Annotated in this window: 32 protein-coding genes and 1 pseudogene; 9 read left to right on the forward strand and 24 right to left on the reverse strand. The window is 33.7% G+C overall.

The window, feature by feature from the left end; all coding sequences use genetic code 11:
* Window positions 1-389 precede the first annotated feature (389 nt).
* From GKR88_21165 to GKR88_21175, 3 genes are all read left to right on the forward strand, one after another.
* Window positions 390-1,100 carry a hypothetical protein gene (locus GKR88_21165; protein QMU66551.1) on the forward strand — a complete coding sequence of 237 codons (711 nt, stop codon included), beginning with the start codon at window positions 390-392 and terminating at the stop codon, window positions 1,098-1,100.
* Window positions 1,097-1,351 (forward strand): hypothetical protein, encoded by a 255-nt coding sequence (locus GKR88_21170; protein QMU66552.1) that lies wholly within the window; start codon window positions 1,097-1,099, stop codon window positions 1,349-1,351. Before GKR88_21165 ends, GKR88_21170 begins: the two co-directional genes overlap by 4 nt.
* Before the next feature lie 235 nt (window positions 1,352-1,586).
* Window positions 1,587-2,573 (forward strand): hypothetical protein, encoded by a 987-nt coding sequence (locus GKR88_21175; protein QMU66553.1) that lies wholly within the window; start codon window positions 1,587-1,589, stop codon window positions 2,571-2,573.
* Between the two features lie 284 nt (window positions 2,574-2,857).
* Here the strand turns inward: GKR88_21175 and GKR88_21180 are convergent, their stop codons facing one another.
* Window positions 2,858-3,853: a transposase gene (locus GKR88_21180; protein ID QMU66554.1), complete on the reverse strand. Its 996-nt coding sequence runs from the start codon at window positions 3,851-3,853 to the stop codon at window positions 2,858-2,860.
* Between the two features lie 2,095 nt (window positions 3,854-5,948).
* Between GKR88_21180 and GKR88_21185 the strand changes: the two genes are divergently transcribed.
* Complete coding sequence (locus GKR88_21185) at window positions 5,949-6,944, forward strand: IS110 family transposase (GenBank protein QMU66555.1); 996 nt, start codon at window positions 5,949-5,951, stop codon at window positions 6,942-6,944.
* A 284-nt stretch (window positions 6,945-7,228) separates the two neighbouring features.
* Here the strand turns inward: GKR88_21185 and GKR88_21190 are convergent, their stop codons facing one another.
* The 6 genes from GKR88_21190 to GKR88_21215 form a co-directional block, all read right to left on the reverse strand.
* Entirely contained in the window at window positions 7,229-8,119 is an 891-nt protein-coding gene (locus GKR88_21190; GenBank protein ID QMU66556.1) for a hypothetical protein, read from the reverse strand.
* 406 nt (window positions 8,120-8,525) lie between these two features.
* The gene (locus GKR88_21195) at window positions 8,526-8,846 is read right to left on the reverse strand and encodes a hypothetical protein (GenBank protein QMU66557.1); all 321 of its coding nucleotides are present in this window, start codon (window positions 8,844-8,846) and stop codon (window positions 8,526-8,528) included.
* A gap of 54 nt (window positions 8,847-8,900) precedes the next feature.
* Window positions 8,901-9,287, reverse strand: coding sequence for a hypothetical protein (locus GKR88_21200; protein ID QMU66558.1), 387 nt, complete (start codon window positions 9,285-9,287; stop codon window positions 8,901-8,903).
* A gap of 127 nt (window positions 9,288-9,414) precedes the next feature.
* Window positions 9,415-10,302: a tyrosine-type recombinase/integrase gene (locus GKR88_21205; GenBank protein QMU66559.1), complete on the reverse strand. Its 888-nt coding sequence runs from the start codon at window positions 10,300-10,302 to the stop codon at window positions 9,415-9,417.
* Window positions 10,289-11,221 carry a tyrosine-type recombinase/integrase gene (locus GKR88_21210; protein QMU66560.1) on the reverse strand — a complete coding sequence of 311 codons (933 nt, stop codon included), beginning with the start codon at window positions 11,219-11,221 and terminating at the stop codon, window positions 10,289-10,291. The genes GKR88_21205 and GKR88_21210 overlap by 14 nt, the downstream gene beginning before the upstream one ends.
* An 89-nt stretch (window positions 11,222-11,310) precedes the next feature.
* Window positions 11,311-12,867, reverse strand: coding sequence for a hypothetical protein (locus tag GKR88_21215; GenBank protein ID QMU66803.1), 1,557 nt, complete (start codon window positions 12,865-12,867; stop codon window positions 11,311-11,313).
* A 141-nt stretch (window positions 12,868-13,008) separates the two neighbouring features.
* Here GKR88_21215 and GKR88_21220 point away from each other — a divergent pair, with 141 nt between their 5' ends.
* The gene (locus GKR88_21220) at window positions 13,009-13,320 is read left to right on the forward strand and encodes a helix-turn-helix domain-containing protein (GenBank protein ID QMU66561.1); all 312 of its coding nucleotides are present in this window, start codon (window positions 13,009-13,011) and stop codon (window positions 13,318-13,320) included.
* Between the two features lie 214 nt (window positions 13,321-13,534).
* Here the strand turns inward: GKR88_21220 and GKR88_21225 are convergent, their stop codons facing one another.
* From GKR88_21225 to GKR88_21260, 8 genes are all read right to left on the reverse strand, one after another.
* Window positions 13,535-14,005, reverse strand: a complete 471-nt coding sequence (locus tag GKR88_21225; protein ID QMU66562.1) for a hypothetical protein — start codon at window positions 14,003-14,005, stop codon at window positions 13,535-13,537.
* Complete coding sequence (locus tag GKR88_21230; GenBank protein ID QMU66563.1) at window positions 13,989-15,083, reverse strand: hypothetical protein; 1,095 nt, start codon at window positions 15,081-15,083, stop codon at window positions 13,989-13,991. The genes GKR88_21225 and GKR88_21230 overlap by 17 nt, the downstream gene beginning before the upstream one ends.
* Before the next feature lie 335 nt (window positions 15,084-15,418).
* The gene (locus tag GKR88_21235) at window positions 15,419-15,718 is read right to left on the reverse strand and encodes a hypothetical protein (GenBank protein QMU66564.1); all 300 of its coding nucleotides are present in this window, start codon (window positions 15,716-15,718) and stop codon (window positions 15,419-15,421) included.
* 283 nt (window positions 15,719-16,001) lie between these two features.
* Window positions 16,002-16,325, reverse strand: a complete 324-nt coding sequence (locus GKR88_21240) for a hypothetical protein (GenBank protein QMU66565.1) — start codon at window positions 16,323-16,325, stop codon at window positions 16,002-16,004.
* Entirely contained in the window at window positions 16,309-16,551 is a 243-nt protein-coding gene (locus GKR88_21245) for a DUF433 domain-containing protein (GenBank protein QMU66566.1), read from the reverse strand. The genes GKR88_21240 and GKR88_21245 overlap by 17 nt, the downstream gene beginning before the upstream one ends.
* A 105-nt stretch (window positions 16,552-16,656) precedes the next feature.
* Complete coding sequence (locus tag GKR88_21250; GenBank protein QMU66567.1) at window positions 16,657-17,241, reverse strand: hypothetical protein; 585 nt, start codon at window positions 17,239-17,241, stop codon at window positions 16,657-16,659.
* Window positions 17,242-17,293: 52 nt separating this feature from the next.
* Complete coding sequence (locus tag GKR88_21255; GenBank protein QMU66568.1) at window positions 17,294-18,100, reverse strand: hypothetical protein; 807 nt, start codon at window positions 18,098-18,100, stop codon at window positions 17,294-17,296.
* Between the two features lie 177 nt (window positions 18,101-18,277).
* Entirely contained in the window at window positions 18,278-18,820 is a 543-nt protein-coding gene (locus GKR88_21260; protein ID QMU66569.1) for a hypothetical protein, read from the reverse strand.
* 184 nt (window positions 18,821-19,004) lie between these two features.
* Here GKR88_21260 and GKR88_21265 point away from each other — a divergent pair, with 184 nt between their 5' ends.
* A complete protein-coding gene (locus GKR88_21265) occupies window positions 19,005-19,301 on the forward strand; it encodes a helix-turn-helix domain-containing protein (protein QMU66570.1) in 297 nt (98 codons plus the stop codon).
* A gap of 42 nt (window positions 19,302-19,343) precedes the next feature.
* Here the strand turns inward: GKR88_21265 and GKR88_21270 are convergent, their stop codons facing one another.
* The 4 genes from GKR88_21270 to GKR88_21285 form a co-directional block, all read right to left on the reverse strand.
* Window positions 19,344-19,547, reverse strand: coding sequence for a hypothetical protein (locus GKR88_21270; GenBank protein QMU66571.1), 204 nt, complete (start codon window positions 19,545-19,547; stop codon window positions 19,344-19,346).
* A 140-nt stretch (window positions 19,548-19,687) separates the two neighbouring features.
* Entirely contained in the window at window positions 19,688-20,113 is a 426-nt protein-coding gene (locus GKR88_21275; protein QMU66572.1) for a hypothetical protein, read from the reverse strand.
* A gap of 3 nt (window positions 20,114-20,116) precedes the next feature.
* On the reverse strand, window positions 20,117-21,367 hold the full coding sequence (locus tag GKR88_21280; GenBank protein ID QMU66573.1) for a hypothetical protein: 1,251 nt from the start codon (window positions 21,365-21,367) through the stop codon (window positions 20,117-20,119).
* 340 nt (window positions 21,368-21,707) lie between these two features.
* Window positions 21,708-22,178 carry a hypothetical protein gene (locus GKR88_21285; GenBank protein QMU66574.1) on the reverse strand — a complete coding sequence of 157 codons (471 nt, stop codon included), beginning with the start codon at window positions 22,176-22,178 and terminating at the stop codon, window positions 21,708-21,710.
* A gap of 142 nt (window positions 22,179-22,320) precedes the next feature.
* On the opposite strand from GKR88_21285, the gene GKR88_21290 reads away from it, so the two are divergent.
* Together GKR88_21290 and GKR88_21295 are read left to right on the forward strand one after the other, a co-directional pair.
* Window positions 22,321-22,650: a helix-turn-helix domain-containing protein gene (locus GKR88_21290; GenBank protein QMU66575.1), complete on the forward strand. Its 330-nt coding sequence runs from the start codon at window positions 22,321-22,323 to the stop codon at window positions 22,648-22,650.
* Between the two features lie 170 nt (window positions 22,651-22,820).
* Window positions 22,821-22,925 (forward strand): annotated as a pseudogene (locus tag GKR88_21295) (XRE family transcriptional regulator).
* 118 nt (window positions 22,926-23,043) lie between these two features.
* On the opposite strand, the gene GKR88_21300 reads toward GKR88_21295, so the two are convergent.
* The 5 genes from GKR88_21300 to GKR88_21320 all read right to left on the reverse strand — a co-directional run bounded on the left by GKR88_21300 (window position 23,044) and on the right by GKR88_21320 (window position 25,937).
* Window positions 23,044-23,562, reverse strand: a complete 519-nt coding sequence (locus tag GKR88_21300) for a hypothetical protein (GenBank protein ID QMU66576.1) — start codon at window positions 23,560-23,562, stop codon at window positions 23,044-23,046.
* A 3-nt stretch (window positions 23,563-23,565) separates the two neighbouring features.
* The gene (locus tag GKR88_21305; GenBank protein ID QMU66577.1) at window positions 23,566-24,375 is read right to left on the reverse strand and encodes a hypothetical protein; all 810 of its coding nucleotides are present in this window, start codon (window positions 24,373-24,375) and stop codon (window positions 23,566-23,568) included.
* A gap of 578 nt (window positions 24,376-24,953) precedes the next feature.
* Window positions 24,954-25,208 (reverse strand): hypothetical protein, encoded by a 255-nt coding sequence (locus GKR88_21310; GenBank protein ID QMU66578.1) that lies wholly within the window; start codon window positions 25,206-25,208, stop codon window positions 24,954-24,956.
* Window positions 25,180-25,557 carry a hypothetical protein gene (locus GKR88_21315; protein ID QMU66579.1) on the reverse strand — a complete coding sequence of 126 codons (378 nt, stop codon included), beginning with the start codon at window positions 25,555-25,557 and terminating at the stop codon, window positions 25,180-25,182. The genes GKR88_21310 and GKR88_21315 overlap by 29 nt, the downstream gene beginning before the upstream one ends.
* A 20-nt stretch (window positions 25,558-25,577) precedes the next feature.
* Entirely contained in the window at window positions 25,578-25,937 is a 360-nt protein-coding gene (locus GKR88_21320; protein QMU66580.1) for a hypothetical protein, read from the reverse strand.
* A 255-nt stretch (window positions 25,938-26,192) separates the two neighbouring features.
* On the opposite strand from GKR88_21320, the gene GKR88_21325 reads away from it, so the two are divergent.
* Window positions 26,193-26,573 (forward strand): hypothetical protein, encoded by a 381-nt coding sequence (locus tag GKR88_21325; GenBank protein ID QMU66581.1) that lies wholly within the window; start codon window positions 26,193-26,195, stop codon window positions 26,571-26,573.
* The last annotated feature ends 308 nt before the right edge of the window (window positions 26,574-26,881 follow it).

The following is a 26,881-nucleotide window of genomic DNA, read 5'->3' on the forward strand; positions in this document are numbered from 1 at the left end:
TTCGTTTTTAAACGAACTATTTTTGATATTTCGGAAAACTCAATACAAGTTTTAGGCAGTTCTTATTTGTTCACTTTTTTGTCAATTTAGTATTTGATTTTTAAAAGCAATTTTAAGCCTGTTTTTTGCTCTTTTTTAGCCGTTTTTCGGCTCTCAGATTTAGGGCTTTGTTTCTGTTCTTTTTTGTGTGCTTTTTCCTCTCTTTTTTGCTTTGGTTTTGGGCTGTTTTTGGTTTCGTTTTTCTATGTTTTTCGCCCCCACAAAAACCCCTGAAATGAGGACGGAATAGGGCTTGTCGTCTTTTTTTTTCTGTGCATATCTCTTTCTTTTTCGCTTTGCTTTTTTGCCTTATTTAGTGCCTAATTTTAATCTTTTAAAACCCTTTTTTTATGAAAAATGTAAAGCTAGAAACTCCGCAAAATGCCCTCCCTTTTTCACTTTCGGTCGGTCAGTTAGCCAAAAGCCCATTTCCTACTGAAAAACCTAGTAATTACAAGGGATTAACAGTAGGAGGACAGCAAAACCAAAATCCTCACACGCACACACGCATACGTGAAGCTAATTTTGATTTTACAAAAATCACAGAAAAAGCCGTTTTTAAATTGCGTAAAGTAGTAGAAAATGATTTTTTACAGACCGTTCCGCTTTTGTTTGAGGAACTGGAAAACACCAAAGTAGTGTTTCACAATACGGACTACGTAAACGCAATTTTTAGCACCTATCACAAAAAACACGCTTTGTTGTTTTTAGATTGGGTTAAAACCTTTGCTTTGATACGAAGTACCAACCGAGCTGAACTGATAAACGATGTTTTACAAACCGATGATGAAGATTTTTTAACCGCTTTTAAACTCTTTAAATTACAGGATGCTAGACCCAAAAAGAAACGCATAAACCAAAAGGAGCAGGTATGGATATTAATACTCAAATATTTTCCTACTGAACCTTTTGAAACGAAAGAACTTTTTGCCAAAACAATCATAGACCGCAGTACTGTAAACCAGTTTTTAAACCAATTTAAAGGCGAACACAAAATAAAACGTTGCCGTAAAATAGGAGTTCATTATCGCTATCAAATAGTAAAAACCGATGTAAAATGAAAACACTGTGCCAAGATACTTTTAACGATTTTAAGAACCGTCAAATCATTTGGGAACTTTACGGCGAGTTACTGGATTTTTACGACCAAGATTATTTTACTTCCGAGCAGGTTGCTTATGATACCGTACATAGCAAAAAACTAATCAATAAGGTACTGCATCGGCTGATACAATACAAAGCTGTGATTTGCATAGGAACAGACCACTGGGGAATGAAAACCTACCGTTTAAACGAAGAATTTAATCATTAGCTTCACTTTGCTTATATATTGCTTTTAACACGCCTAACGGCGTGTTTTTTTGTGGCTTTTCCGCCAAAGGCGATTGGGTTTTTTTACCGCTTTGCGGTGGGGCTTTTTTCAGATGTTTTTTTAGTTTGTTTTTGGTCTTTTTAAAGCGGTTTTTTTGGTCGTTTCCTTTTTTTCTCTTACGATATTTTTTTTGTAGTTTTGAAACAATTCTTTTTACAAAAAGGTTTTAAAAAATTTGGGCTGTTTAAAATTAACATATCATCAAAGTACTGAACCAAAATTAATTAGTTCTAAAAAAGTACTAACCTCAAAAAAAAGTGTTTTAAAAGCACGTAGTTATTTCCTCTTTGGACTCAAACACAAAGGGTACAATAATGTTATAACTTCCACAAATCCAGCACAGAATTATAAATACAATCAGGGAACAAAAGGTAAAAATTTCCAAGGAAAAGAAGGGAAGTATTTTAAAGTAGAACGACAAGAAGAATTAGGTCTTAATGTTGATATGACCAAATTCAGAATGTATGATTATGCATTAGGTAGATTCACTAGTATCGACCCGTTAGCTGATGCCAATCCTCAAGAGAGTTGGACTCCTTATCAATACGCTTATAATAACCCTATTAGGTACAATGACCCTTATGGTGATTGTCCTTGGTGTGTTGGAGCTTTAGTAGGAGCTTTAGTCGATGTTGCTATTCAAGCTGTTGAGATTTCGCTTGATGATACTAAATCGGCAAAAGATTTTAGTTGGACATCTGTTGGAATATCTGCTGCTGCAGGAGCTACGGGTGTTGGATTGGCTAGCAAACTGAAAAAAGCAGGAACTATTACTAAATTGGCAATTGAAGCTACTACAGATGCTGCTGCTAGCGCAGGAACACAATTAGCGAAAGATGGGGAGGTTGATGTAGTAGATGTGGCAATTGATGTTGTTGGTGGACAAACTGCTGGAAAAATAGCAGGAGATTTTGCTGAAAGTAAATTCTTAAAATCAGGTAAAGGCAAAAAACTACAAGAGGGAGTAAACCAGCAAAAAAATGCTAAAAGAGGTAAATCAAATACTATTTCAAAATCAAAGGCAGATGTAAAAGGTGCTGAAAATAAATTAACTCGTGCAACAGCAGCTAGAGGTGTTGGTGCTTCTACAGCAGCTTCGGGTGCAGCTTCTACAGCAGTTAGTGAAACAAATAAAAAACTCGATGAGGAAAATAAAAAATGAATTGATTAATTGGATAAAGGATAAAAAGAATTTTCCTTATGTAATATTTTTAGTTATAGGGGTAGCGATGGCTTCTTATAAATATAGTTTTGTATCTGCTGTAATAGGTTTTTTCATAATTATTATATTTGGCTTAATCGTTGGTTTTGTAATTAATAGGTTGATAAAATGAAATCAAAAACCACTCTTCGGAGTGGTTTTTTTATGCTTTTTTAAGAAGCAATAAGATTGCCCCGTATTCTATGATAAAAACAAGTAAAAGTTGAGATATTATTTTTACTAATTTATGCAGCAAATTTAAAAGTATCTACATAGGGTGTTTGTCGTTTGACAACGGCAAACACTCTTGCTATTAATTTGTTTCTAATAATGTTAACGGTACTCATTTTACTTTTGCCTTGTTTTATTCTTTTATGATAGTATAATTTCATTTCTGGGTTATGTTGTATAGCAGAAATAGCGCACATATTAATAATTGCTTTCAATTTTTTATTAGCCAAATGAGAGACTTTTGTACGTCCTTTAATACTAGTTCCAGATTGGTAAGGAAAAGGAGCAACACCACAATAAGAGGCAAACTTTCTCCAGTTTTCAAATTTTGAAAAATTGTCAGTAAACACAATCATCATTATAGCAGTTTGCATTCCTATACCTTTAACACTAGTAACAAGTTTATAGGTTTCTTTTAACATTATATTTTGGTCAATAATAGCTTGCATTTGAGTATTAATCTTGTGTATTTGTTTGGTTAGTTCTGCAATCATTTTTTGTTGAACGTCAAAGATTATTTTATACTCTTTTGCTTTATAAATTCTTTTTTGTTCTTTCAAAGTAACTTTAAAACCAGCTCTTTGTTTGTTAAGTTTTGTCCTTAAAGATAAGAGACTTTTTAGTTGTAATATACTTCTTTTAGGTAGCTTACTGGGTTTAAGTTCTTCTTTTAATCGATACCCATATAGAGCAATGCGTTTGGCATCAATTTGGTCATCCTTTCCACGAGCAATACCAATAGATCTTTTAATTTCTAAACCAGAAGCTATGAAAAAAGATAATTTTTGTTCAGTTAAAGACACAGATAATAAATGAGAGTACATTCCTGTATGTTCAAATACAAACATGGTTTCTTCTTTAGAGAAAGACGAATTTTTAAAACTCCACTTTAGCATTAATTTAAATCCAGATTTACTGTTCTCAAACTGTTGAACAATTTGTTTAGAATAGATACAAACATCAATTAATAATTTACTGACATCGATTCCGATAATTTCATTTGTTTTCATAATTTTGTAATTAGATATTAATAATAGTTACTTAAACTAAGACCTTTAATAAGGGCAGAAACTGAAATTCTATATGGTTCTAAGTAACTTTTAAAAAGAACGGAGACTAATCGGGGGATGGCTCTAAAAAGCTAGCTGGCCGCTAAAGTTCACTCCGTTCTTTTGTGTTTTTGGTTATCAACAAAATAAGAGTTATTAACAAAGAAAAAAAGAAGCAAAAAAAGAAATTTCATCATAACTATTATGTTTTTATTTTAAGTAATTATTTCTATTTGCTAATCTAAAGGCTCGTCCTAGAATGTTACGCAACCGCTACCGCTAGCTTGTAGCTAGTGGCGTTTGTGAGTAAAACAGCGAAAAAAAGCTACTTTAGAGATTAGGGTCATTTTTTTATGCAAATTATTTTTGAATATCTTTTTAATTTTTTACTACTTTAGGATGTAAAATTAAAAACTTATTAACAACTCCCTTTTTCTTCTCTACCCTTTGTTACGCCTACCTTTTCGCCGTTTTTTCTTCCTTTTTATTTTTCGCCCTATTCCGTCCTCATTTCAGGGGTTTTTGTGGGGGATTTTTTGTGTTTTTCGTTTGGGTTTTTAGGTTTTTTTGTTGGTGGTTTTTCTTTGACTTTTTTTCGTTTCGTTTTTGGTCTTTTTAAAGCGTTTTTTACGTTAAATTTCATTTTTTTAATGCCCATAGGCAAAAGGACTTTTTTTGACTGGAATAGTCATTTATTTACCAATTTTTAAGCCGATTATTCGGCTTCATCACGCCAAAGTCGAACTCTTTTTTTTGGCTTTTTGTGGTGAGCCACCACAGGCATTTTTTTTGGGTTTTTTTCTTTTCTTTTTTTGCTCTGTTTTGCAGGACAATTTTTGGACTTTTTTAGTGAGCCGACACAGGGAGTTTTTGACAATTATTTGTTTAAATTTTTAAACCTCATTTTTTTTACTCTGCTTTTGTGATTTGACTGCTCTTTTAATTTTGGGCGTTTATTTGCTCTACTTCTTCTAAATATTGACTGTCTTTAGGCTTTTACTTACTAGCAATTACACCATTTTATTGATGCTGATTGCTTGTGGTTCTGCGACTCGTTTTGTAAATTTATTTTTGCCGATTTATTGGCTAAATTGACTTTTATACTCCGAAAATAGGAGTATTTTTTTTTTGCTTTTTTTTACCGCTTTGCGGTGGGGCTTTTTTCTTTTTTTTGCTCTGCTTCGCAGTGCAATTTTTTGAACTTTTTTTAGGGTTTTTAACCCAATTTATTTTCGTTTTTAAACGAACTATTTTTGATATTTCGGAAAACTCAATACAAGTTTTAGGCAGTTCTTATTTGTTCACTTTTTTGTCAATTTAGTATTTGATTTTTAAAAGCAATTTTAAGCCTGTTTTTTGCTCTTTTTTAGCCGTTTTTCGGCTCTCAGATTTAGGGCTTTGTTTCTGTTCTTTTTTGTGTGCTTTTTCCTCTCTTTTTTGCTTTGGTTTTGGGCTGTTTTTGGTTTCGTTTTTCTATGTTTTTCGCCCCCACAAAAACCCCTGAAATGAGGACGGAATAGGGCGAAAAATAAAAAGGAAGAAAAAACGGCGAAAAGGTAGGCGTAACAAAGGGTAGAGAAGAAAAAGGGAGTTGTTAATAAGTTTTTAATTTTACATCCTAAAGTAGTAAAAAATTAAAAAGATATTCAAAAATAATTTGCATAAAAAAATGACCCTAATCTCTAAAGTAGCTTTTTTTCGCTGTTTTACTCACAAACGCCACTAGCTACAAGCTAGCGGTAGCGGTTGCGTAACATTCTAGGACGAGCCTTTAGATTAGCAAATAGAAATAATTACTTAAAATAAAAACATAATAGTTATGATGAAATTTCTTTTTTTGCTTCTTTTTTTCTTTGTTAATAACTCTTATTTTGTTGATAACCAAAAACACAAAAGAACGGAGTGAACTTTAGCGGCCAGCTAGCTTTTTAGAGCCATCCCCCGTATTAGTCGCCGTTCTTTTTAAAAGTTACTTAGAACCATATAGAATTTCAGTTTCTGCCCTTATTAAAGGTCTTAGTTTAAGTAACTATTATTAATATCTAATTACAAAATTATGAAAACAAATGAAATTATCGGAATCGATGTCAGTAAATTATTAATTGATGTTTGTATCTATTCTAAACAAATTGTTCAACAGTTTGAGAACAGTAAATCTGGATTTAAATTAATGCTAAAGTGGAGTTTTAAAAATTCGTCTTTCTCTAAAGAAGAAACCATGTTTGTATTTGAACATACAGGAATGTACTCTCATTTATTATCTGTGTCTTTAACTGAACAAAAATTATCTTTTTTCATAGCTTCTGGTTTAGAAATTAAAAGATCTATTGGTATTGCTCGTGGAAAGGATGACCAAATTGATGCCAAACGCATTGCTCTATATGGGTATCGATTAAAAGAAGAACTTAAACCCAGTAAGCTACCTAAAAGAAGTATATTACAACTAAAAAGTCTCTTATCTTTAAGGACAAAACTTAACAAACAAAGAGCTGGTTTTAAAGTTACTTTGAAAGAACAAAAAAGAATTTATAAAGCAAAAGAGGATAAAATAATCTTTGACGTTCAACAAAAAATGATTGCAGAACTAACCAAACAAATACACAAGATTAATACTCAAATGCAAGCTATTATTGACCAAAATATAATGTTAAAAGAAACCTATAAACTTGTTACTAGTGTTAAAGGTATAGGAATGCAAACTGCTATAATGATGATTGTGTTTACTGACAATTTTTCAAAATTTGAAAACTGGAGAAAGTTTGCCTCTTATTGTGGTGTTGCTCCTTTTCCTTACCAATCTGGAACTAGTATTAAAGGACGTACAAAAGTCTCTCATTTGGCTAATAAAAAATTGAAAGCAATTATTAATATGTGCGCTATTTCTGCTATACAACATAACCCAGAAATGAAATTATACTATCATAAAAGAATAAAACAAGGCAAAAGTAAAATGAGTACCGTTAACATTATTAGAAACAAATTAATAGCAAGAGTGTTTGCCGTTGTCAAACGACAAACACCCTATGTAGATACTTTTAAATTTGCTGCATAAATTAGTAAAAATAATATCTCAACTTTTACTTGTTTTTATCATAGAATACGGGGCAATCTTATTGCTTCTTAAAAAAGCATAAAAAAACCACTCCGAAGAGTGGTTTTTGATTTCATTTTATCAACCTATTAATTACAAAACCAACGATTAAGCCAAATATAATAATTATGAAAAAACCTATTACAGCAGATACAAAACTATATTTATAAGAAGCCATCGCTACCCCTATAACTAAAAATATTACATAAGGAAAATTCTTTTTATCCTTTATCCAATTAATCAATTCATTTTTTATTTTCCTCATCGAGTTTTTTATTTGTTTCACTAACTGCTGTAGAAGCTGCACCCGAAGCTGCTGTAGAAGCACCAACACCTCTAGCTGCTGTTGCACGAGTTAATTTATTTTCAGCACCTTTTACATCTGCCTTTGATTTTGAAATAGTATTTGATTTACCTCTTTTAGCATTTTTTTGCTGGTTTACTCCCTCTTGTAGTTTTTTGCCTTTACCTGATTTTAAGAATTTACTTTCAGCAAAATCTCCTGCTATTTTTCCAGCAGTTTGTCCACCAACAACATCAATTGCCACATCTACTACATCAACCTCCCCATCTTTCGCTAATTGTGTTCCTGCGCTAGCAGCAGCATCTGTAGTAGCTTCAATTGCCAATTTAGTAATAGTTCCTGCTTTTTTCAGTTTGCTAGCCAATCCAACACCCGTAGCTCCTGCAGCAGCAGATATTCCAACAGATGTCCAACTAAAATCTTTTGCCGATTTAGTATCATCAAGCGAAATCTCAACAGCTTGAATAGCAACATCGACTAAAGCTCCTACTAAAGCTCCAACACACCAAGGACAATCACCATAAGGGTCATTGTACCTAATAGGGTTATTATAAGCGTATTGATAAGGAGTCCAACTCTCTTGAGGATTGGCATCAGCTAACGGGTCGATACTAGTGAATCTACCTAATGCATAATCATACATTCTGAATTTGGTCATATCAACATTAAGACCTAATTCTTCTTGTCGTTCTACTTTAAAATACTTCCCTTCTTTTCCTTGGAAATTTTTACCTTTTGTTCCCTGATTGTATTTATAATTCTGTGCTGGATTTGTGGAAGTTATAACATTATTGTATCCTTTATGACGCAGCCCAAAAGGATATAACTTTATGCGTTTTTTTTAATAAAAGCCCATTTTTTATCGCTTATACCTGACAAAAACAGATTTTTTTAAGAACGTCCTCACTTCATGACCATTGTAAATATATGATTTTATGATTAAATCCGCACTCCAAAAACCCAGTATTTTCGTTCCTCAAAACCCCTGTGTTTTTTCCGTTTCCTTTCCCTCGATATTTGTACATAATTGGCATTATAATACAAATTCAGGAGTTTACTATTTGATCGGTTCTTCGCTTGTAAGTTATAATGTAAATTATGTAAAATACTCCAGGCTCATAGCTACCTGAGCGCACAGTGGAACTAAGATTGATGATAATAGCTTTGATTTTTAAGTAAAAAAGTCGTATTTTAGCTACGACGTCTTAGAGGACTAAAATCGTTTGCTAAGTAAGAAGTTATCTTTTAATTAGGTAGCTTCTTTTTTTATGCTCTTTGTGAAGACTAGCGCCCTTCGGTTGCTTCATTTTAATACTTGTCGATTTTTCCCCTGGCTTTTTTCCACCTCTAAAAAATCGCCAATTATTAAAACGGTTTACCTCCGTTTTAAAAAGATGAGGATTTATAGAAAGGGTTATAGCAGGGAGATAAATCGTCAGCTTTTTAAAACCGACAAGCGATAGTGCGTTCAGCATCGGAACTACATCGTTTATGGTAAGTTCTTCTCTCTGTGATATCTCAAGTGTTTTCCGTACTGATTTTAAAAACTGTAAACTCATTTTAGGATTGATTCCGGGTTGTAAATCTATTTTAGGATTTAGCTAAAAAAACGGTCAACTCATTTCAGGATAATAGCCCACTATGTATTTCCCTTTTTTTGATTTAACCGTACTGTTTATAGAGGCCAACGCCGATTGAGTGTTCTGCGTTGTACGCAAAACCAGCGCAGCGAAAGCGCAGCGCCAAAGCCGACGTGGACACATTGTCTGCGAACGATTAAGTGAGCAGCGTGGACGCGCCACAAGCATTTTTTTTCTCCTTATTATAAAAATAATAAATCGATTAAAAAAAAATGCGCAGTAGGCTTTGGCACCAGCGGCTGCGCCCGATAAGCAGCGGTGGATTTTTGTAGGCGACCCATAGGAGCCGTCAGCAAAAATACAGAGGAGCTGCGAGTGAGCGGAGCAGAAGCAGGGAGGCAGCAGCTTTTTTTTGGACAAAAACGGCTGTAAGCCGATGTATTTTTTTTTGGCCAAAAAAAAGTGCTGCACAGAGGGGCGTAGCGAACACCTTATAACCGCCCTTAATTGGTTTTTTAGCAAGCGAGGACGAAGGACGAGCGAAGCTTTATTGTATGGGATGAAAGTTATTTACAACTTCGTGTAAAGATTCTAAATCATCCTGTAGATACCGTTCTGTAGAAGATATATAACGATGTCCTGCCATGACTTGCACTTGTCTTAGATTGTATTGTTTTAACCAATGGGTAATCACAGAAGCTCGTATTTGATTTGAACTATTTACTTTGTTGTTTGTCTTCTTTAACTTCTTTAAAATGTGATAGATTGTATTTCCTAATCGTTTGTTGTTTGGTATAAAAACTCTTTCGCTAACAATGTGTTTTTTATCAATGATTTCTTCTCGGACTTCTTTTATATATTCTAAAAATTGGATGACTTGCCACGATTTTAATTCTAAAGTTCTGCTGTTACTTTTTGCGCCACTTTTTATATAAATCTTTCCTTTGTAAAGTTGTAAATCTTCGATTTCTAAATGTATAAGTTCTGTTGTGTTTAATCCTTGATAAACCATCAATCCAACAATCATTTTATTTCTTTTTGCTGTTAATCTGTGGTAAGGATCGGTGATGTTTTCTGTTTGATATGAATAATACAAATCTTCTAATTCGTCGGCTTCTAATAAATTGTGATTCACTACTTTTTTAACTCCTTTGATTGTGGTTGTTTCTATAGGATTGTCTGTTCTATAACATTCACTTACTAAATAATTCAAGTAATTTTTTACAATGCCTAAGGCATGATTTACAGTTCTTTTATTGGTGTATTTTCTTTGTAAATGTTTTAGATATTTCATGCAGTTTTCATACTCAATAACTTCTGCAGATGTATCATTTTTCTTGCACCAAGTGATAAATTTATCAATCTGATTTGAGTAGCTTTTAATGGTTGTTGTACTGTAATTTTCTTTCTCTAAATATTCTTTATACTGTTTCATCTTTTATCATTTTTAATAAATGAACATAAATCTGTGTGGATTCTAAAGAACTGTGGCCTAAAAAGGTTTTGATGCTTTCTAGTTTTACTTCTTGTTGTAATAAATGGGTTGCAATGCTATGTCTTAATGTGTGAAGTGTAATTCTTTTTTCTACAATCTCTTTGTTATTACTTGCTTGTACAATCTTCTGTAACCGGTTCGCTAAACTCATTCCGCCCATTCTTTTGCCTTGCTTACTGACAAATAAGCTTTCGGTGTTCTTTGGGTTAAATAAATCTCTGGATTCATACATATAGTCTTCCAGTATTTCTGCATTCTTTCGATTGATGGGTACAAAACGTTCTTTATAATTCTTTCCTTTTCTTATTAGTATTCTTTCTTTATCAAAAAAAATATCGCTAATATCTAAATGAACAGCTTCATTTCGACGTAATCCACAACTGTAAAATATCACAAGAATTACTTTATCTCTTAACCGATAATGGTCGTACTGGTGGCTATACTTAGTAGCATTGAATAATGCCTTGATTTCTGATTGCGTTAATATATTTGTCTTTTCTTCTGTGGGGTTTCTCTCTGATTTTAGATGTATATTAATTCCTTTATGATTGTGATTTTGTAGATATTCTCTAAACTTCTTTAAGGCTTGTTGGTGTTTGTTTAGATAGCTTTTACTCAATCCTCCGCTTCTTCTTTCATTAACTCTTTGCTGTAAATAATTGTAATAATCTTTTACAGTTTGGGTTGTGATGTAACTAATATTTCTAATATGATTTTGTTCTAGGTAATAGAAAAATTCTTGTAGATGATTTGGCAAGTAATAGACTGTACTTTCTGCATAGCCTAAGATATCTAACCACTCTTTATAATTGGTAACAAATATTTTATAACTCTCATTGTATAGCTTTAATTTTTTCATGTGCTTGACCTTTTTTGAAGTTTGGTTGCGAAGTAGATATAACAAATTGTGTATGTAATACTTAACTTCGCCATTCTGTTGTGGCGAACCTATGGCGTAGTGGCGAGGTTTATCTGTTCGATACAGTTATTTAGTGACTTTGTTACCAGGTCTTTGAGTTCACTATATTCTTTCATGTCAACAATTTCAAAATGATATAACTGTCCTTTTTCACCTTGTACTTTCTTGATGTAATTCTCTAAGAGTAATTGTTTATGATAACGTCTTAATGTGGTTTCTTTTACTCGTAAGTTTCTACGGATTTCGGAACTTGTAAACTTGATTTGATTCTTCTCTTTAAGATACAATTTCAACTTCTCTAAATGATTTCTAACTGCTCCTGTAAGTGTATCTGATTTTCTAAGTAAAACATCAATAATTAATTCATTGGCTTCTTTGATATCTTCGATTTCTGTCTCGATATAAACTTCTCCAGTTTCCTTATTTACTTTTTGTTCTCTTTGATACTGATGATAAAATGTGATGGCATTTATAAATTGCAAATAGTGACTGTTTGTACGTCGAGGTTTAAACACTGACAATGGAAGAGATAAGTGTTCTGCATAGGGATTAATTACTTTGATGGGTTTTAATATTCTTTGTACGTTTTGTAAAACTTCTCTAGCTTTTATTTGTTCTGTCTCATCTATTTTTCCTGCAATAACCAGTCGTTGATAATCCATGATACGTTTGTCTTGTTCTGAGCTTTCATCTATATAGAGTAAAAAACTACGATTGGCATTGTCTTCATAAATACTTTCTTGTGTGGTAGCTCCTGCAATACAAACAGGTCCTTGTACTTCTAAGGGAATGGTTTTACTTACTCCGTTTTTATCTTTATGGACTACTCTTTTTTTTATCCACTTTTTACTGGCAAATTCTCGAATGGTGTATAATACTTTTTGTACGCCGTCTAAATCTTCTATCAAAATAATTCTATGAGAGAGTTCTGTTTTTGCAAAGTAGTATAAGGCATTGGCAGAGAGTGTAGTGACTTCGAGTATATCTTCTTGTGGTATGAGTTCTCCAACTTTAGATTGCAAATGTGTTTTTCCAACTCCGCTACTTCCCAAACTTATACAATGAAGTGGATTGTTTGTTTTACGAGAAGTAAATAATAAGTACATCAGAAGTCTATTTGTTTCTTCTCCAATCACGCCGCTTGTTCCAATGTACTTATTAGTTCTCTCTAGCAAATTCTCCCTTTCTAAAAAGGCAATGGCTTCTTTTTCTTCACTAGCAGTTAATTCTTTTATAAATGGTTTGTTTGATTCTGTTTCTTTTTGTAGTAGTAAAAAACGATAGTTCTCTAGCTCGTGCGTAAGTTCTTGTAAAACTTTGCGGACGACACTCGTCCCAATCTCTAAACGTTCTGCTATTCTTCTGACAAACTTTTCTACTTGGTTATCGTTGTATAAATCAATACTATGTCTTAGAATGCTATGGGCTGAGCTTGTCGAAGCGTTATTTGATTTCAGCTTTTGAACCGATAACGTTACTCGTAAACTTTCTAATTTATTAGTTCTTAATCCGCCTAGAATATGAATTTCTAAATGATTTGTCTTGTACTGATAATTATTTGGGTTTTCTGTATCTAAAATGTTCATATTTGGATACTCTTTTAAATTGTTTATAAATCTAAGGTATCCATAAATGAATAATAAATCAATATCCATATCTGGATACCACACTAAAACCCCTTATTTTTATACAGAAATACACACAAACTTTTTTTAAATTTCTTTTTTATGAACTCAAATCTTACTGATTTTATCCAAAATCTAAAGCATTATAGAACTCAAAAACAGCTCACTCAAAAGCAATTGGCTACTCATTTAAGGATAGGGCTAGGTAATATTGCACGTTATGAAAGAGGAGAAGTAGTACCAAAGCTTGATGTAGCGATTGCATTGGCTCAAAAATTAGAGGTAAGCCTAGACATTCTTTGCGGACTTTACAAGCAAAATGATACCGAACTCAATGAGCTTTTACAAAAAGCACAGAACTTACCCACAGAGGATAGAACCCTGCTAAAAGCCATTATTAAAAAGTTTGTATAAAAGAAAACCACAAACATTTTTACAATGTCTGTAGTTTTGTATAATTATTTCTTACTCTTACCCGCCACTAGAAAAATTCTAGCGGTAGCCAGTACGTGACATACTAGCACCATCCTGGGGTGTTAATAACTTTTTTTTGAAGACAAAGTTTTTAAGGTAAAAACCACCTCGCTAAAAGCAGTTTTGTTTACCTATCCTATGTTATCTGTTTTAATTATTTTTTCTCATAAATAAAAAGCCAATCTTGACCTCCATATTTTTCATTTTTAAATATAAATTTTGCTGAATCGTAAGGAAATTTTATATTTTTAATCCTCATAAAATCACCCATATTTATAGGCCATTTTATATAACTTATTACCTTGTTATTTTTTGTAAATACAAGTGCATAAAAGTATTCTTCTTGACTTATATAAGTTTTTTCTGGACTTTCCCAAATAAAGCCTAAATTATTATCAATACTTTCAATGGATGTATATGGCTTAAACATATACATAGCATCCCATTCAAAAGGCATTAATTTTGAGATGTCTATTTCTTTTTTATTACTGTCAACAATACTAGTAATTTTTTTTTCTATATTTTCAAAAGAATATTCAATTTTTTTTAACTCCTTATTTTTACAAGTAATCGCCAAAAACAAAATCAATAGATACAATACTATTTTACTAATATCTTTTTTCATCTTCTTCTCTTTTTTTGTTATAATCTTGAATGTTTTTTAAAACAGCTGCTTTTTGTTCTTTAGTAAGTTTTGTTTTAGTAACATTACCTTTTGAGTCTATTGATACCATTTCTCCGTCAGCCAATTTATCTAAAAGTTTGGTTGCTGTTTCTAAAATAGAAGCCTTTGGATTTTCTTTTCCAACTTCTCTACCAACTTTATTGTTATGCAAATCCATTTTTTTTCCTTTAGGATCTAGAGGTCTATCTTCTTCATGTGCATCTCCAAGTTCTTTAGTAAGTTTTTCTCCAACAGTTTGGGTATTTAGTGCGTTAAACAATGAGTGCCTGAAAGCATCTGCATTACCATCTCGTAAACCTTTTAACCCAGAATTTTCTGCAAATTTTTCCGCTATTCCTTTGCTATTACTTTTCTGTAATTTATACATTTGGTACAGGTTCTTCCGCGCTACGGATTTCTCTGTCTTTTGCATCTTTGCATCAGTCATTTTTTCGTCAAGTTCTTTTGCCACATAAGTAACCCCTTCTCTTACAAGCCAATCGTGAAGCCTTATTTCTTTTCCTTCAAACTCCGAACCAAGTCCTAATTTATTTTCTTGAAAAGCATAGGTTGAGTTATATACATAGACATTAGCTAAAGGGTCTATACTTAAAAATCTACCTATCGCAGCATCATAGAAACGATATTTGAACTCGTACATATTAAGTCCTAACTCTTCTGTTAACTCTTGTCCTTGGTATTTAAACCTCTGTGCGACACTATTCCCACTAGGATTGACGATATTATTATACCCTTTATGTTTGAGTCCAAAGGGATAATACGAGCTCTCCTCTATAATCTCGTCCTGCGAGATATCCCCCGATGCATCGGTATCTGTGTATGATAATCGTACATTGCCTAAGTGGTCTTTGTATTGATACACATAGCTAAATTGCTGATTTTCATATGTTACATAGCCCTCAGGTTGACTAAAGAACTGTAGTGCGCTTACGCATTTTTTTTCTCCGGTTGCCTTTTTTTGGCACGGTATCTCCCCTGAGAAGAAAAAATTTTGATATGTCTGCTCGCTTGCTGTCATAGCTGATGCTAATATATAAAAAAATTCCGGATACCTGTTGGTTCATTGGTGGATTTGTTATCGGTAATTGGTAGTGAGTATTGAGTACTGAGTATTAAGTATTGGGGGGAACTTCCGTTTTAAAAAGATGAGGATTTATAGTGGGGCCGAAGCCAGGGAGATAAATCGTCAGCTTTTTAAAATGAGACAAGCGATAGCGCGTTCAGCAGGGGAACTACATAGTTTGTTGTAAGTTCTTTAGCTTCTGATATCTAAACTGTTTTCCGTACTGATTTTAAAAACTGTAAACTCATTTTAGGATTGATTTTGAACTGTAAATCCATTTTAGGATTTAACTAAAAAAACGGTAAACTTTTTGTAGGATAATAGCCCACTATGTATTTTCCTTTTTTGATTGGTACCGCACTGTTTGTAGAGGCCAACGCCGATTGAGTGTTCTGCGTTGTACGCAAAACCAGCGCAGCGAAAGCGCAGCGCCAAAGCCGACGTGGACACGCCACAAGCATTTTTTTGTTCCTTGATTTAAAAAATAAAAAACTCCTTTTAAAAAAAAATGCGCAGTAGGCTTTGGCACCAGCGGCTGCGCCCGATAAGCAGCGGTGGATTTTTGTAGGCGACCCATGAGCCGTTAACAAAAATACAGAGGAGCTGCAGGTGAGCGGAGCAGAAGTAAGGAGGCAGCAGCTTTTTTTTGACCAAAAGGAACGCCCGCAGGGACCCTTTTTGGCCAAACAAAAGTGCTGCACAGAGGGGCGTAGCGAACACCTTTGATTCCGCTATAGTTTATTTCAGGTTCCAGGTTTTAAATTCAAGATTAAATGCTAAATCACTGACCAGAAGCCTTGTACTATCAATTTTTCTCATACCGCTATAGGTAAAATTTATGGAAGATTGGGAAGTCTACGTAAAGTTTTTGATTCAGTCAACAAGAATTAATCCTGATGTAATTTCTTGCTCTAAAAGTTGTTCTATTTTTGGGATAAATGCCACTAAAGAATCATATCGTGTATCTTTTGAATTTAAAACAATCAAACTCACATTATAATACTTTAAATTCTGTTGATGACTCATATTTTTATCTACACTTAACAAAACCCGTAAGCCCTTAGATTGCATTTTTTTGAGCAAGTCTCCATTTGTAATGCCACTCCACCCCATATCAGGAACCGTTAGAACTTCATGCAGTTCGCTAAAACGATATTTCAATTTTCTGGGAATATTCTCGTCAAGCAGCAGTTTCATCTCTTTCTATTTCTACCAGATAACAAGACAGCAATTCTAAAACTTTCTTTGCAAAAGATTTTTTTACCGTAGGGTAATTATCCAAAAATTCTTGTAAATTTTCACCACCTTGTAAATAATCAAATAAGATTTTAATAGGGACTCTGGTATTTTTAAATACAGGTGTTCCTCCTAAAATATCAGCAGAACTGGTAATATATTTATCTAAAGAAGCCTTTAATTCCATTTGTATCCTTTGACTTTGTAAAATTACAATTTTTATAACAGCAAAAATCAATCCAATTGAAAAGTTTCAGGTTTCAAGTTCCGGAACCTTGAATTTTGGACCTCTTTACGTTCTGTATTCCAGGTCTATAAATTCTTTTACATTTTCAAAGTCTGCACTGACGGCCTCAAAAGCAATTTCCGGTTCATAAACTGAGGATTGATAATCCAGTAATTTGTACGTATGCTTGCTACCTTGTTTGAGAGGAGTTTTTTCGGCTAGTTTTAGATGATATAGCAAAGGAAGTAATCGTTCTATATAACGAATCGATTTTCTAAGCACTCTGGCCGCCTGTAGTTTGGTAAAGGGACGGTCATGAAAAATGTATTTCAGCTCGGTATAGCTCTTTAGTAGTTTGTCATTAATGGTATACTGGCTTATCAGCTCAATGGTCGTCAGTACATCTGCATAGCTGCTCAGATAACTACCTCTGTCCCGGGTACGCTCTTTGTGATTGAGCAGTGTAATACTTCTCAGCAGCCGTTTAAAGAGCAACAGGTCCTCTATGGGTAATTCTTTGTAATAATCTTTCAGATACTGCTCATAGGGATTGATAGTGGTGTATTTGGGATAGAGCGTTTTTATTAAACTTTCTAACTGGTATAATATCGATTTATTTTTTGTCCCGGTATGTCTTTTTTTAGCATTCATGGATGATGAGTTTTAAGTGGTTGATTTTCTTTTAATTGACTTCGCGAAAACACTACTTGCGATCTACTTGCGGGGTTGCGGGTTGTATCTGTTCCAGACAGCTATTTAAAGATTTGTCTATCTGACTTTTAAGAGTGGTATATTCCCCCATGTCTATGATTTCAAAACAATAGCTTTTGGTTTTTGCATCTTTAATTCTTTTGATATATCCTTCTAAGAGTAATTGATTGTGATAACCTCTTAAGGTACTTTCTTTGATACGTAGGTTTCTTCTGATTTCGGCATTGGTAAAGCGGATTTGTTTTTTCTCTTGTAAGTACAACTTTAATTTTTCCAGGTGATTTCTTGCCGCTCCGCTAAGGGTATCTGATTTTCTAAGTAGCACTTCTGTTATTAATTTGTTTGCTTCTTGTATGTCTTGTGTTGTTGTTTCTATATAAACTTCTCCTGTGGCTTCATTTACTTTTTCCTCACGTTGATATTGATGATAGAATGTAATTGCCTCTATTAACTGTAAATAGTGAGAGTTGGTACGTCTGGGTTTGAAGACAGATTGAGGCAGCTCCAGATATTCGGCAAAAGGATTGATGACCTTTATGGGTTTGAGTACACGTTGTGTGTTTTGTAAGATTGCTACAGCCTGTAGCTGTGCTGCTTCATTGACCTTGCCGGCAGAGATAGTACGCTGATAGTCCATTATTTTTTTATCCTGTATTTCGGATTCATCGATGTACAAAAGAAAACTCCGATTGCTGTTATCTTCATAGACAGATTCTCTGGTAGTACAGCCGGCAACACTAACAGGGCCTTCTACGGTCAGATGAATGGTTTTAGTAGTTCCTTTGCTATCTTTATGCACTACCGTTTTGGTAATACGTTTTTTGGATTGTAATTCTCTAAGTGGATATAATACGGATTCTGCTCCGTCCAGGTCTTCTATTAAAATGAGTTTATGCCGGAGCTCCGTTCTGTTAAAATAATAAAAGGCGTTTGCTGATAATACGGTAATTTCTACCTTGTCTTCCTCTGGAATGAGCTATGCTACTTTACTCTGCAGATGTGTTTTTCCAACGCCTGAACTTCCCAGACTAATACAATGTAGTGGATTATTGGTTTTCCGGGAAGTAAACAAAAGGTACATCAGAAGGCGGTTTGTTTCTTCGCCTATCACACCTGACCTTCCGATGTACTCATTGGTGTTAGCTAACAGATTCTTCTTTTTCAAAAAGGCGGTGGCTTTCTGGGTAGCCTTAGCCGTTAAAGGTTTTATTTCCGGGCCGGCCTGTTTTTGTTTTTCACTTTCCAGTAAAATAAAACGATAATTCTCCAACTCATGAGTAAGCTCCTGCAGAGTTGGCCTCACTACAGAAGTCCCAATCTCCAAACGTTCGGCTATTCTTCTTACAAATTTCTCTACCTGGTTGTCATTATACAGATCGATACTATGCCTTAAAATATTGGTGGACTCTGTTTTTTGGATGCTTAGGGTTACCCGCAGGCTCTCCAACTTTCCCAGTTTTAGGCCTCCTAAAATTCGGATGTCTAAATGTTTGGTAATGGTAGTTGTTTGGATTTTCAATGTTTAATTTCATATTTGGTACATATTTGTATATAAATAACTTTTCATATCATTTTACAAATATATACACTTTTGTCATACAATATCAATACTCATTTTTGTATATATTATTATAAACCCTTATATTTACTGCGATTTTTATCTAAAATTTCTTTAAAATCATGGTTTTTTAGCCTTTTTTACTATGGATTTTCCCACACATTTTAAACAATTACGTAAACAAAGCGGACTCTCTCAGGCAGCACTGGCCAAAAAATGTGGCATTAAAGTAACCAACATCTCCCGATATGAGATGGGACGAGTAAAACCTAATTTTGATATTGCCATTAAAATGGCCAGGCATTTGGGAGTGTCTATGGATGTTTTCTATGGAGTAGCAAGTACAGAAGACACCCAACTGGTACAACTCGCTAAAAGAGCCTCTAAACTGCCTAAAAACAAACAACAGGTACTCAGACAGGTAATAGAAGCGTTTTTGTAAGTTTTAAAATAGCAAACACTAAGAATTTGTAACTTTCAAACTTTATAGCTTTTCACCTTCCAACTCCTTAATATTCTCTATATCCTGGAAGTTTGTATTACATTTAAAAAAATAGTTGGCCAGTGCCCGCCGGTTTGTATACAAACAACCATTATAGACAACAGCTCCTCCTTCTAAAACAATATACCGGGTAGGATATTTAAGACTAAGCTTGCGTAATTTCTTTAATGAGATTTTTTCTTTCATAACAATATGACCTTTTATGATAAGTAAGCCACAGCTAGATTACTAACTATGGCCTACTTTTTTTATTATTTGTTTTTAATTAATTATTCCTCTAAGTACTCGTTAAAAACGAGTGCTAGCCAGTACCTTTAGGTTATAAATCATTCTTTTTTAATTAACTCTAACGGGTTTACTGACATATCTTCACCTGACTTCTCAAAACTTGTATTAGACTCACCGTCAGGGCCAATGTCTAAATAATTGTAACCCATATATAGGATTGACTTAATATAAGTTTCATAATTCAGACCTCTTTCGTTAAAGGATTTCCATCTAGTAAGTTCTATCACACAAGTATTTTTTTCGCTTTTTTCCCAAGTACCACTATGAGATAGCTTAATATCACCTTCTGTATAATAATGCTCAAATGTTCCATCTTTATGAATGTCTAGCCAATTAAGAGCGTTCTCATTATTATAACAATAATATCTTCCTACAACATCTACCTCTTTATATTTACAAGGACGAAAATCTAAGCAGCTTTGCAGCATTAAAAATGCTGTTAATACTAAAAATAACTTCTTCATTGTCTATTGTTTTTCTATTTGGAAAGTAGCATTGATATACTGCTTTATAGTAGACAACGGCTTGTTTTTGTTTTCTGATGTTCGTTTGTAATTATCCACAGGCATATGGAGGAATAAAGAACGTCTGGAAGTTTCATTATATACCTGTATAATTAGGTTTTGGTCTTTAATACTAACTTTAGCAGTAGCACCTCCAATAAAAAATTGAGAATGGTTTGAGTCAGCATGTTTCTGTACCGATTCTTTCCACGAACTGGGATTCCATCCTCTGACATCTGAGCTAAATTCTAAATCTATTCGAATTGATTCAACATCAGGATAGTTATTAAAATCATAATTCTGTTCCTTTAATTCTGCAACCAATTCTGTTATTAATTCCTTTATAATCCTTCCACTTAAATAACTCGTAGCAAAAGGATGTTTTCCTACTTCAAAGAATCTGGTCTCCGGGCCTGTTCCTGTTGCAAATTCATGCAAAAGTATTCCAATTGTACCTAATTCATCATTCTCAAATATCTTTTGTTTTTGTTTCTCCGTCAAATTTGAAGCATCCTGACCGTCCAAATACAATTTAGCGGTTTCTTTTAATGCTTTTGTTGCTACCTTATCTAAAAAGTTTTGATCTCCACTTGAAGTTCTCTCCCCTAAAGGAATAAAATTACCCCACTTGTCATACTTATTATTTCCATTACTGTCAACTTCATTAGCATACCAAGGTCCTAGATTAGCATCTGCTCCAGAGGGATCTGCCCAAACTACTGGGTTGTTATCAAAAGCTTGATAAGGAGAATAATCATAATGCGTAACCGGATCAATAGCTGTCCACCTTGCAATAGTCGGGTCATATTGCCTAAGTTCCATTTCATACAAATTCATCCCCAGTGCTTCTTCATACTCAATTCCATTGTATTTAAATTTCTGAGCTACATGATTCCCATTAGCACTTACTGTGTCATTTACCCCACGAACCTTGAGCCCAAAGGGGTAGTACGCATTTTCTTCTATAATTTCATCCTGCGAGATATCCCCTGATTCATCGGTATCCGTATAGCTCAAGCGAACATTATTTAAGTGGTCAGAATACTGATACACGTACTCGAATTTTTGTGAAGATTGGTTATACTTTACATATCCCTCGGACGTGCTAAAAAACTGTAGTGCGCTTACGCATTTTTTTTCTCCGGTTGCCTTTTTTTGGCACGGTATCTCCCCTGAGAAGAAAAAATTTTGATATGTTATTTCGGTTGCTGTCATAGCTGATGCTAATATATAAAAAAATTCCGGATACCTGTTGGTTCATTGGTGGATTTGTTATCGGTAATTGGTAGTGAGTATTGAGTACTGAGTATTGGGGGGAACTTCCGTTTTAAAAAGATGAGGATTTATAGTGGGGCCGAAGCCAGGGAGATAAATCGTCAGCTTTTTAAAATGAGACAAGCGATAGCGCGTTCAGCAGGGGAACTACATAGTTTGTTGTAAGTTCTTTAGCTTCTGATATCTAAACTGTTTTCCGTACTGATTTTAAAAACTGTAAACTCATTTTAGGATTGATTCCGGGTTGTAAATCTATTTTAGGATTTAGCTAAAAAAACGGTCAACTCATTTCAGGATAATAGCCCACTATGTATTTCCCTTTTTTTGATTTAACCGTACTGTTTATAGAGGCCAACGCCGATTGAGTGTTCTGCGTTGTACGCAAAACCAGCGCAGCGAAAGCGCAGCGCCAAAGCCGACGTGGACACATTGTCTGCGAACGATTAAGTGAGCAGCGTGGACGCGCCACAAGCATTTTTTTTCTCCTTATTATAAAAATAATAAATCGATTAAAAAAAATGCGCAGTAGGCTTTGGCGTTCTGCTATTTTTCGTGCAAATTTCTCGACTTGATTGTCGTTGTATAAATCGATACTATGCCTTAGTATATTACTTGATTTTAACTTCTGCACACTCAATGTTACTCGTAAATTCTCTAACTTATTGGTTTTTATTCCGCCTAAAATGTGGATATTTAAGTGCTTGGTTTCGTATTGGTAATTGTTGCAGTTCGTGGTATCAAGTTTGTTCATAAAATATATTTAAAGACTTATTCGTAGCAAATGTAATGTTTTGGTCGTAATTAACCAAGACCTAATCATTTTGTTTAAGACCTTTAAATCTCTTACTTTTGTCAAAATCTACTTTTAATAGTAGTTTTAACTACGTAAGCGTATGACTATAGGTGAACATATTTTGATTTTAAGAAAGAAGCATAATCTTTCGCAAGCAGCTTTAGGTAAAAAAATAAATACTTCTGGTGATATTATTGGAAGGTATGAACGTGATATTATGATGCCCTCTATTGAAGTGATTATGAAGATTGCGGATGCTTTAAATGTCTCTATTGATTTTCTTGTAGGTAAAACAACTTTAGAACTCGACAACAACACGCTTAAAAGAATCGAAGAAGTATCAAAATTAAATAGCGAAGAAAAAGATAAAATATTTATGGTAGTAGATGCGCTTATTAGAGACTTTAAAGCTAAAAAAGCATATTCTTAAATCTATCGCATAAAAACTTGTGCTGAGCTTGCCGAAGTAAACTACTCTAATTACTTAAAGTAGCTTTCTATATTTTTTGTTTTCTTACCTGCCTGCGGAAGGCAGGCTCTTTACGGCACGGAATACAATTCCGCGCTAGCACTATTGTGGAAACATATCCGCGCGATCGGGAACGTATCTTGGAAGTTTCTAAATTTGAAGAAACAGACAAGGAACATATCTTTTCTGTTATTGATGCTTTTATCGCTAAACGTAAAATTCAATCTATTCTATAAAAAAAGCTATACTTATACAGCACAGCTTTTTCTTATTATTGTTCACGGTACTAGCAAATGCTAGCACTAGCGTGATATGCTAGCGCCATCAGAGACGTTTATTCCAAAATGACTAATTTTAATAATCATCAATTTCAATGAATTTACCTTTAGAAAACTTATAGTATTTTGTATAGTTTTTAATATGATAATTAATTTTTCCTATTTCAAATTGAAGGCTATCAGGAATTATTCTTTTTAAATTTTTTCGATTAATTAGTTTCTCACTATAATTATTTGGGTCAAAAATAACTACAGGAGAATTATCTATAAAAAAGTAACCCAATGGTTTTATCTCTTCAAATACCTGAACACTATCATTACTCTTTAGTGATTGAAGCAAATTGAAAGATGATAAATGTGGTAATAATTTTATAGCTATTAAAGTATCATTCTTTATCGTATCAAAATATATATGATATGAAGGATAAGGAATTTCTTTATTATATACTTTTCTATTAATATCCTTAATTGGATTAACCTTAATATATCTAACAATCTTTTCTTTAAGAGCATCATTTAAGGGTCTATTTCTCTCAATTTGACAACTATAAAACAGGACACTAACAATTAACAACAAAACGATTATTCTTTCCACAGTTTAAAATTTAAAGTTTTTTAATCCTCTAATAGGTTTCTTATCTGCTCTTATTTTCGTTGTAGTTCCACTATCTGGAAAATAAATTAAATAAGGTAAATTTTTACCATGTTTTCTAAGGTACTTAGCACCAATACTTAAATCACCATAAAGACTTTCTGTGCGATCTCTAGCCGTAGGTTGATTAGGGTGAGAATGTAAAAGACCTAAAAATGTTCCCTTTCCATTAAATCCAGGCGCATAATTATGTTTATGATATGTACCTAGCTGATAATTAACCTCTCCATTAACCGAAGATTTAACAACACTCCATTCTCTAACAGAGTTATCTGAAGCAAACTTAAATACATTAAAAACATCATCTTTGAGTTTTTCTCCAAAATTTGCTATTGTCTTAGTACTAAAGAGAAATTTACTGTCAAGTTTCTTGTTCTCTAAATTACTGTCAGCCAATTCAGATACAACACTAGTTCCATCTTCATTTTTACTTACAGTAACGGAATCTCCATCAGCTACTTGTCCATCTCCATTTGTGTCATTTTTTACGACTTCTCCATTATTATCTTTAACTAATTCTCCATCTTTACCTCTTGTAACTGAATATAAAGTATCAGTATCATCATTCGTTTCTTTTATCAACTCTATATTTCCATTTTGATCTAATCCATAATCATCTAATAGTCCTGTCGGATCAACTCTTAAAATTGGGTTGTTCTGAACAAAGTTGTAAGGAGTAAGCCAATTACGTTCTTCTGCCATTGGGTCAACAACCATAAATCGACCTATTGAGGCATCATAATGTCTAAAATCCATTTCGTAAGAATCGTAGCCAAGAGCTTCTTCTAATTCTACTCCCTCAAACTTAAACTTCTGCGCTGTAGAATTCCCATTGGAACTTATGGTGTTATTGTACCCTTATGTTTCAAGCCAAAGAGTAAATAACTACGTGCTTTTAAATCACTTTTCTTTGTGGTCAGTGTTTTTTTATTCCAAACTAATTTTGGTTCAGTACTTTGATAATATTTTAGTTTTAGACAGCCCAAATTTTTTAAAACCTTTTTGTAAAAAAAATTGTCTCAAAACTACAAAAAAATATCGTAAGAGAAAAAAAAGGAAACGACCAAAAAAACCGCTTTAAAAAGACCAAAAATAAACTAAAAAAACATCTGAAAAAAGCCCCACCGCAAAGCGGTAAAAAAGCAAAAGAAAGGCACAAAAAAAATACGCCGTTAGGTGTGAATAATTTAGGAACAAAAAAAGGGGAAAACCCCACCGCAAAGCGGTAAAAAACCTGTATTGAGCTTGTCGAAATAAGCCCAATCGCCTTTGGCGGAAAAGCCACAAAAAAAACACGCCGTTAGGCGTGTTAAAAGCAATATATAAGTGAATAGCTAATGATTAAACTCTTCGTTTAGGCGGTAGGTTTTCATTCCCCAGTGGTCTGTTCCTGTGCAAAGAACGGCTTTGTGTTGTATGAGGCGGTGCAGTACCTTATTGATTAGTTTTTTGCTATGTACGGTATCATAAGCAACCTGCTCGGAAGTAAAACAATCTTGGTCGTAAAAATCCAGCAAATCGCCGTAAAGTTCCCAAATGATTTGTTTGTTCTCAAAATCGTTAAAAGTATCTTGGTCTAGTATTTTCATCCGTCTTCGTTTGTGGTTTTGATGCCTCTTCGTTTTTTACTATTTGATAGCGATAATGAACTCCTATTTTGCGACAACGTTTTATTTTGTTTTCTGCCTTGAATTGGTTTAAAAACTGGTTTACAGTACTGCGGTCTATGATTGTTTTTGCAAAAAGTTCTTTCGTTTCAAAAGGTTCAGTAGGAAAATATTTAAGTATCAATATCCATACCTGCTCTTTTTGATTGATGCGTTGCTGTTTGGGCTGTTTATGTTGCAATTTAAAAAGTTTAAAAGTGGTTAAAAAATCTTCATCATCGGTTTGTAAAACATCGTTTATCAGTTCAGCTCGGTTGGTACTTCGTATCAAAGCAAAGGTTTTAACCCAATCTAAAAACAACAAAGCCTGTTGTTTATGATAGGTGTTAAAATAGCGGTTACATAACCTGTATTGTGAAATACAATCTTTGTCTGTTCCAGTTCATCAAACAAAAGCGGAACGGTCTGTAAAAAATCATTTTCTACTACTTTACGCAATTTAAAAACGGCTTTTTCTGTAATTTTTGTAAAATCAAAATTAGCTTCACGTATGCGTGTGTGCGTGTGAGGATTTTGGTTTGGTTGTCGTCCTACTGTCAATCCCTTTGTTTTAGGGAATTTAAGGGTTGGAATAGGGGTTTTGACTAACTGTCCTACTGAATTTAAAAAAGGAACTGCGTTTTGTGAGGTTTTTGCATTAAAATTTTCCATAAAAAAAGGCTTTAAAAAGATTAAAATAAAACGCTAAATAAGGCAAAATAAAAAGGTAAAAAAGCAAGAGATATACACAAAGGGCAAAAGAAGAAAAGCCCCATTACGTCCTCATTTCAGGGGTTTTTGTGGGGGCTTTTTTTTGTGTTTTAGGTTTAGTTTTTGGATTTGTTTTTTTGCTTTTGTTTTTAGGCTTTTTTCGGACGCTTTTTGTTCCAAATTTCATTTTTTTATGCCGTAGGCAAAAGGGCTTTTTTGATTGGAACAGTCATTTATTCATTTTTTGAGCCAATTATTCGGCTTCATCACGCCAAAGGCGAGCTGTTTTTTTGGACTTATTTCGACAAGCTCAATACAGGTTTTTTACCGCTTTGCGGTGGGGCTTTTTCTTTTTTTGCTCTGCTCCGCAGGGGCGTTTTTGGGCGGTTTTCAGTTGTAATTTTGCAAACCTTTTTACAAGTCAATTTTTGCCGATTTATGGACGATTTTTGTTTTATTTCTCGATTGTATCAGAGCAAAAACAAAGTGTTTTTTTGGGCTTTTTTACCGCTTTGCGGTGGGCTTTTCTTTTTTTTGCTCTGCTCCACAGTGCAATTTTTAGGGCTTTTTTTGGGTTTTCAACCCGATTTATTTTAGTTTTTAAACGAACTATTTTTGATTTATTTTTGGGCTTTTAAGCTGTTTTTATTTGCTCATTTTTTTGTCAATTCATTATTTTGTTTTTAGACTTTTTTCAGGCATTTTTTGCGTTAAATTTCATTTTTTTTGCCGTAAGCAAAAGGTTTTTTTGACTGGAACAGTCATTTATGTACCCTTTTTTGAGCCAATTATTAGGCTTTATCACGCCAAAGGCGAGCTGTTTTTTTGGGCTTATTTCGACAAGCTCAATACAGGTTTTTTACCGCTTTGCGGTGGGGCTTTTTCTTTTTTTTGCTCTGCTCCGC

It is taken from the genome of Flavobacteriaceae bacterium (assembly GCA_014075215.1).
GTDB lineage: Bacteria > Bacteroidota > Bacteroidia > Flavobacteriales > Flavobacteriaceae > Polaribacter.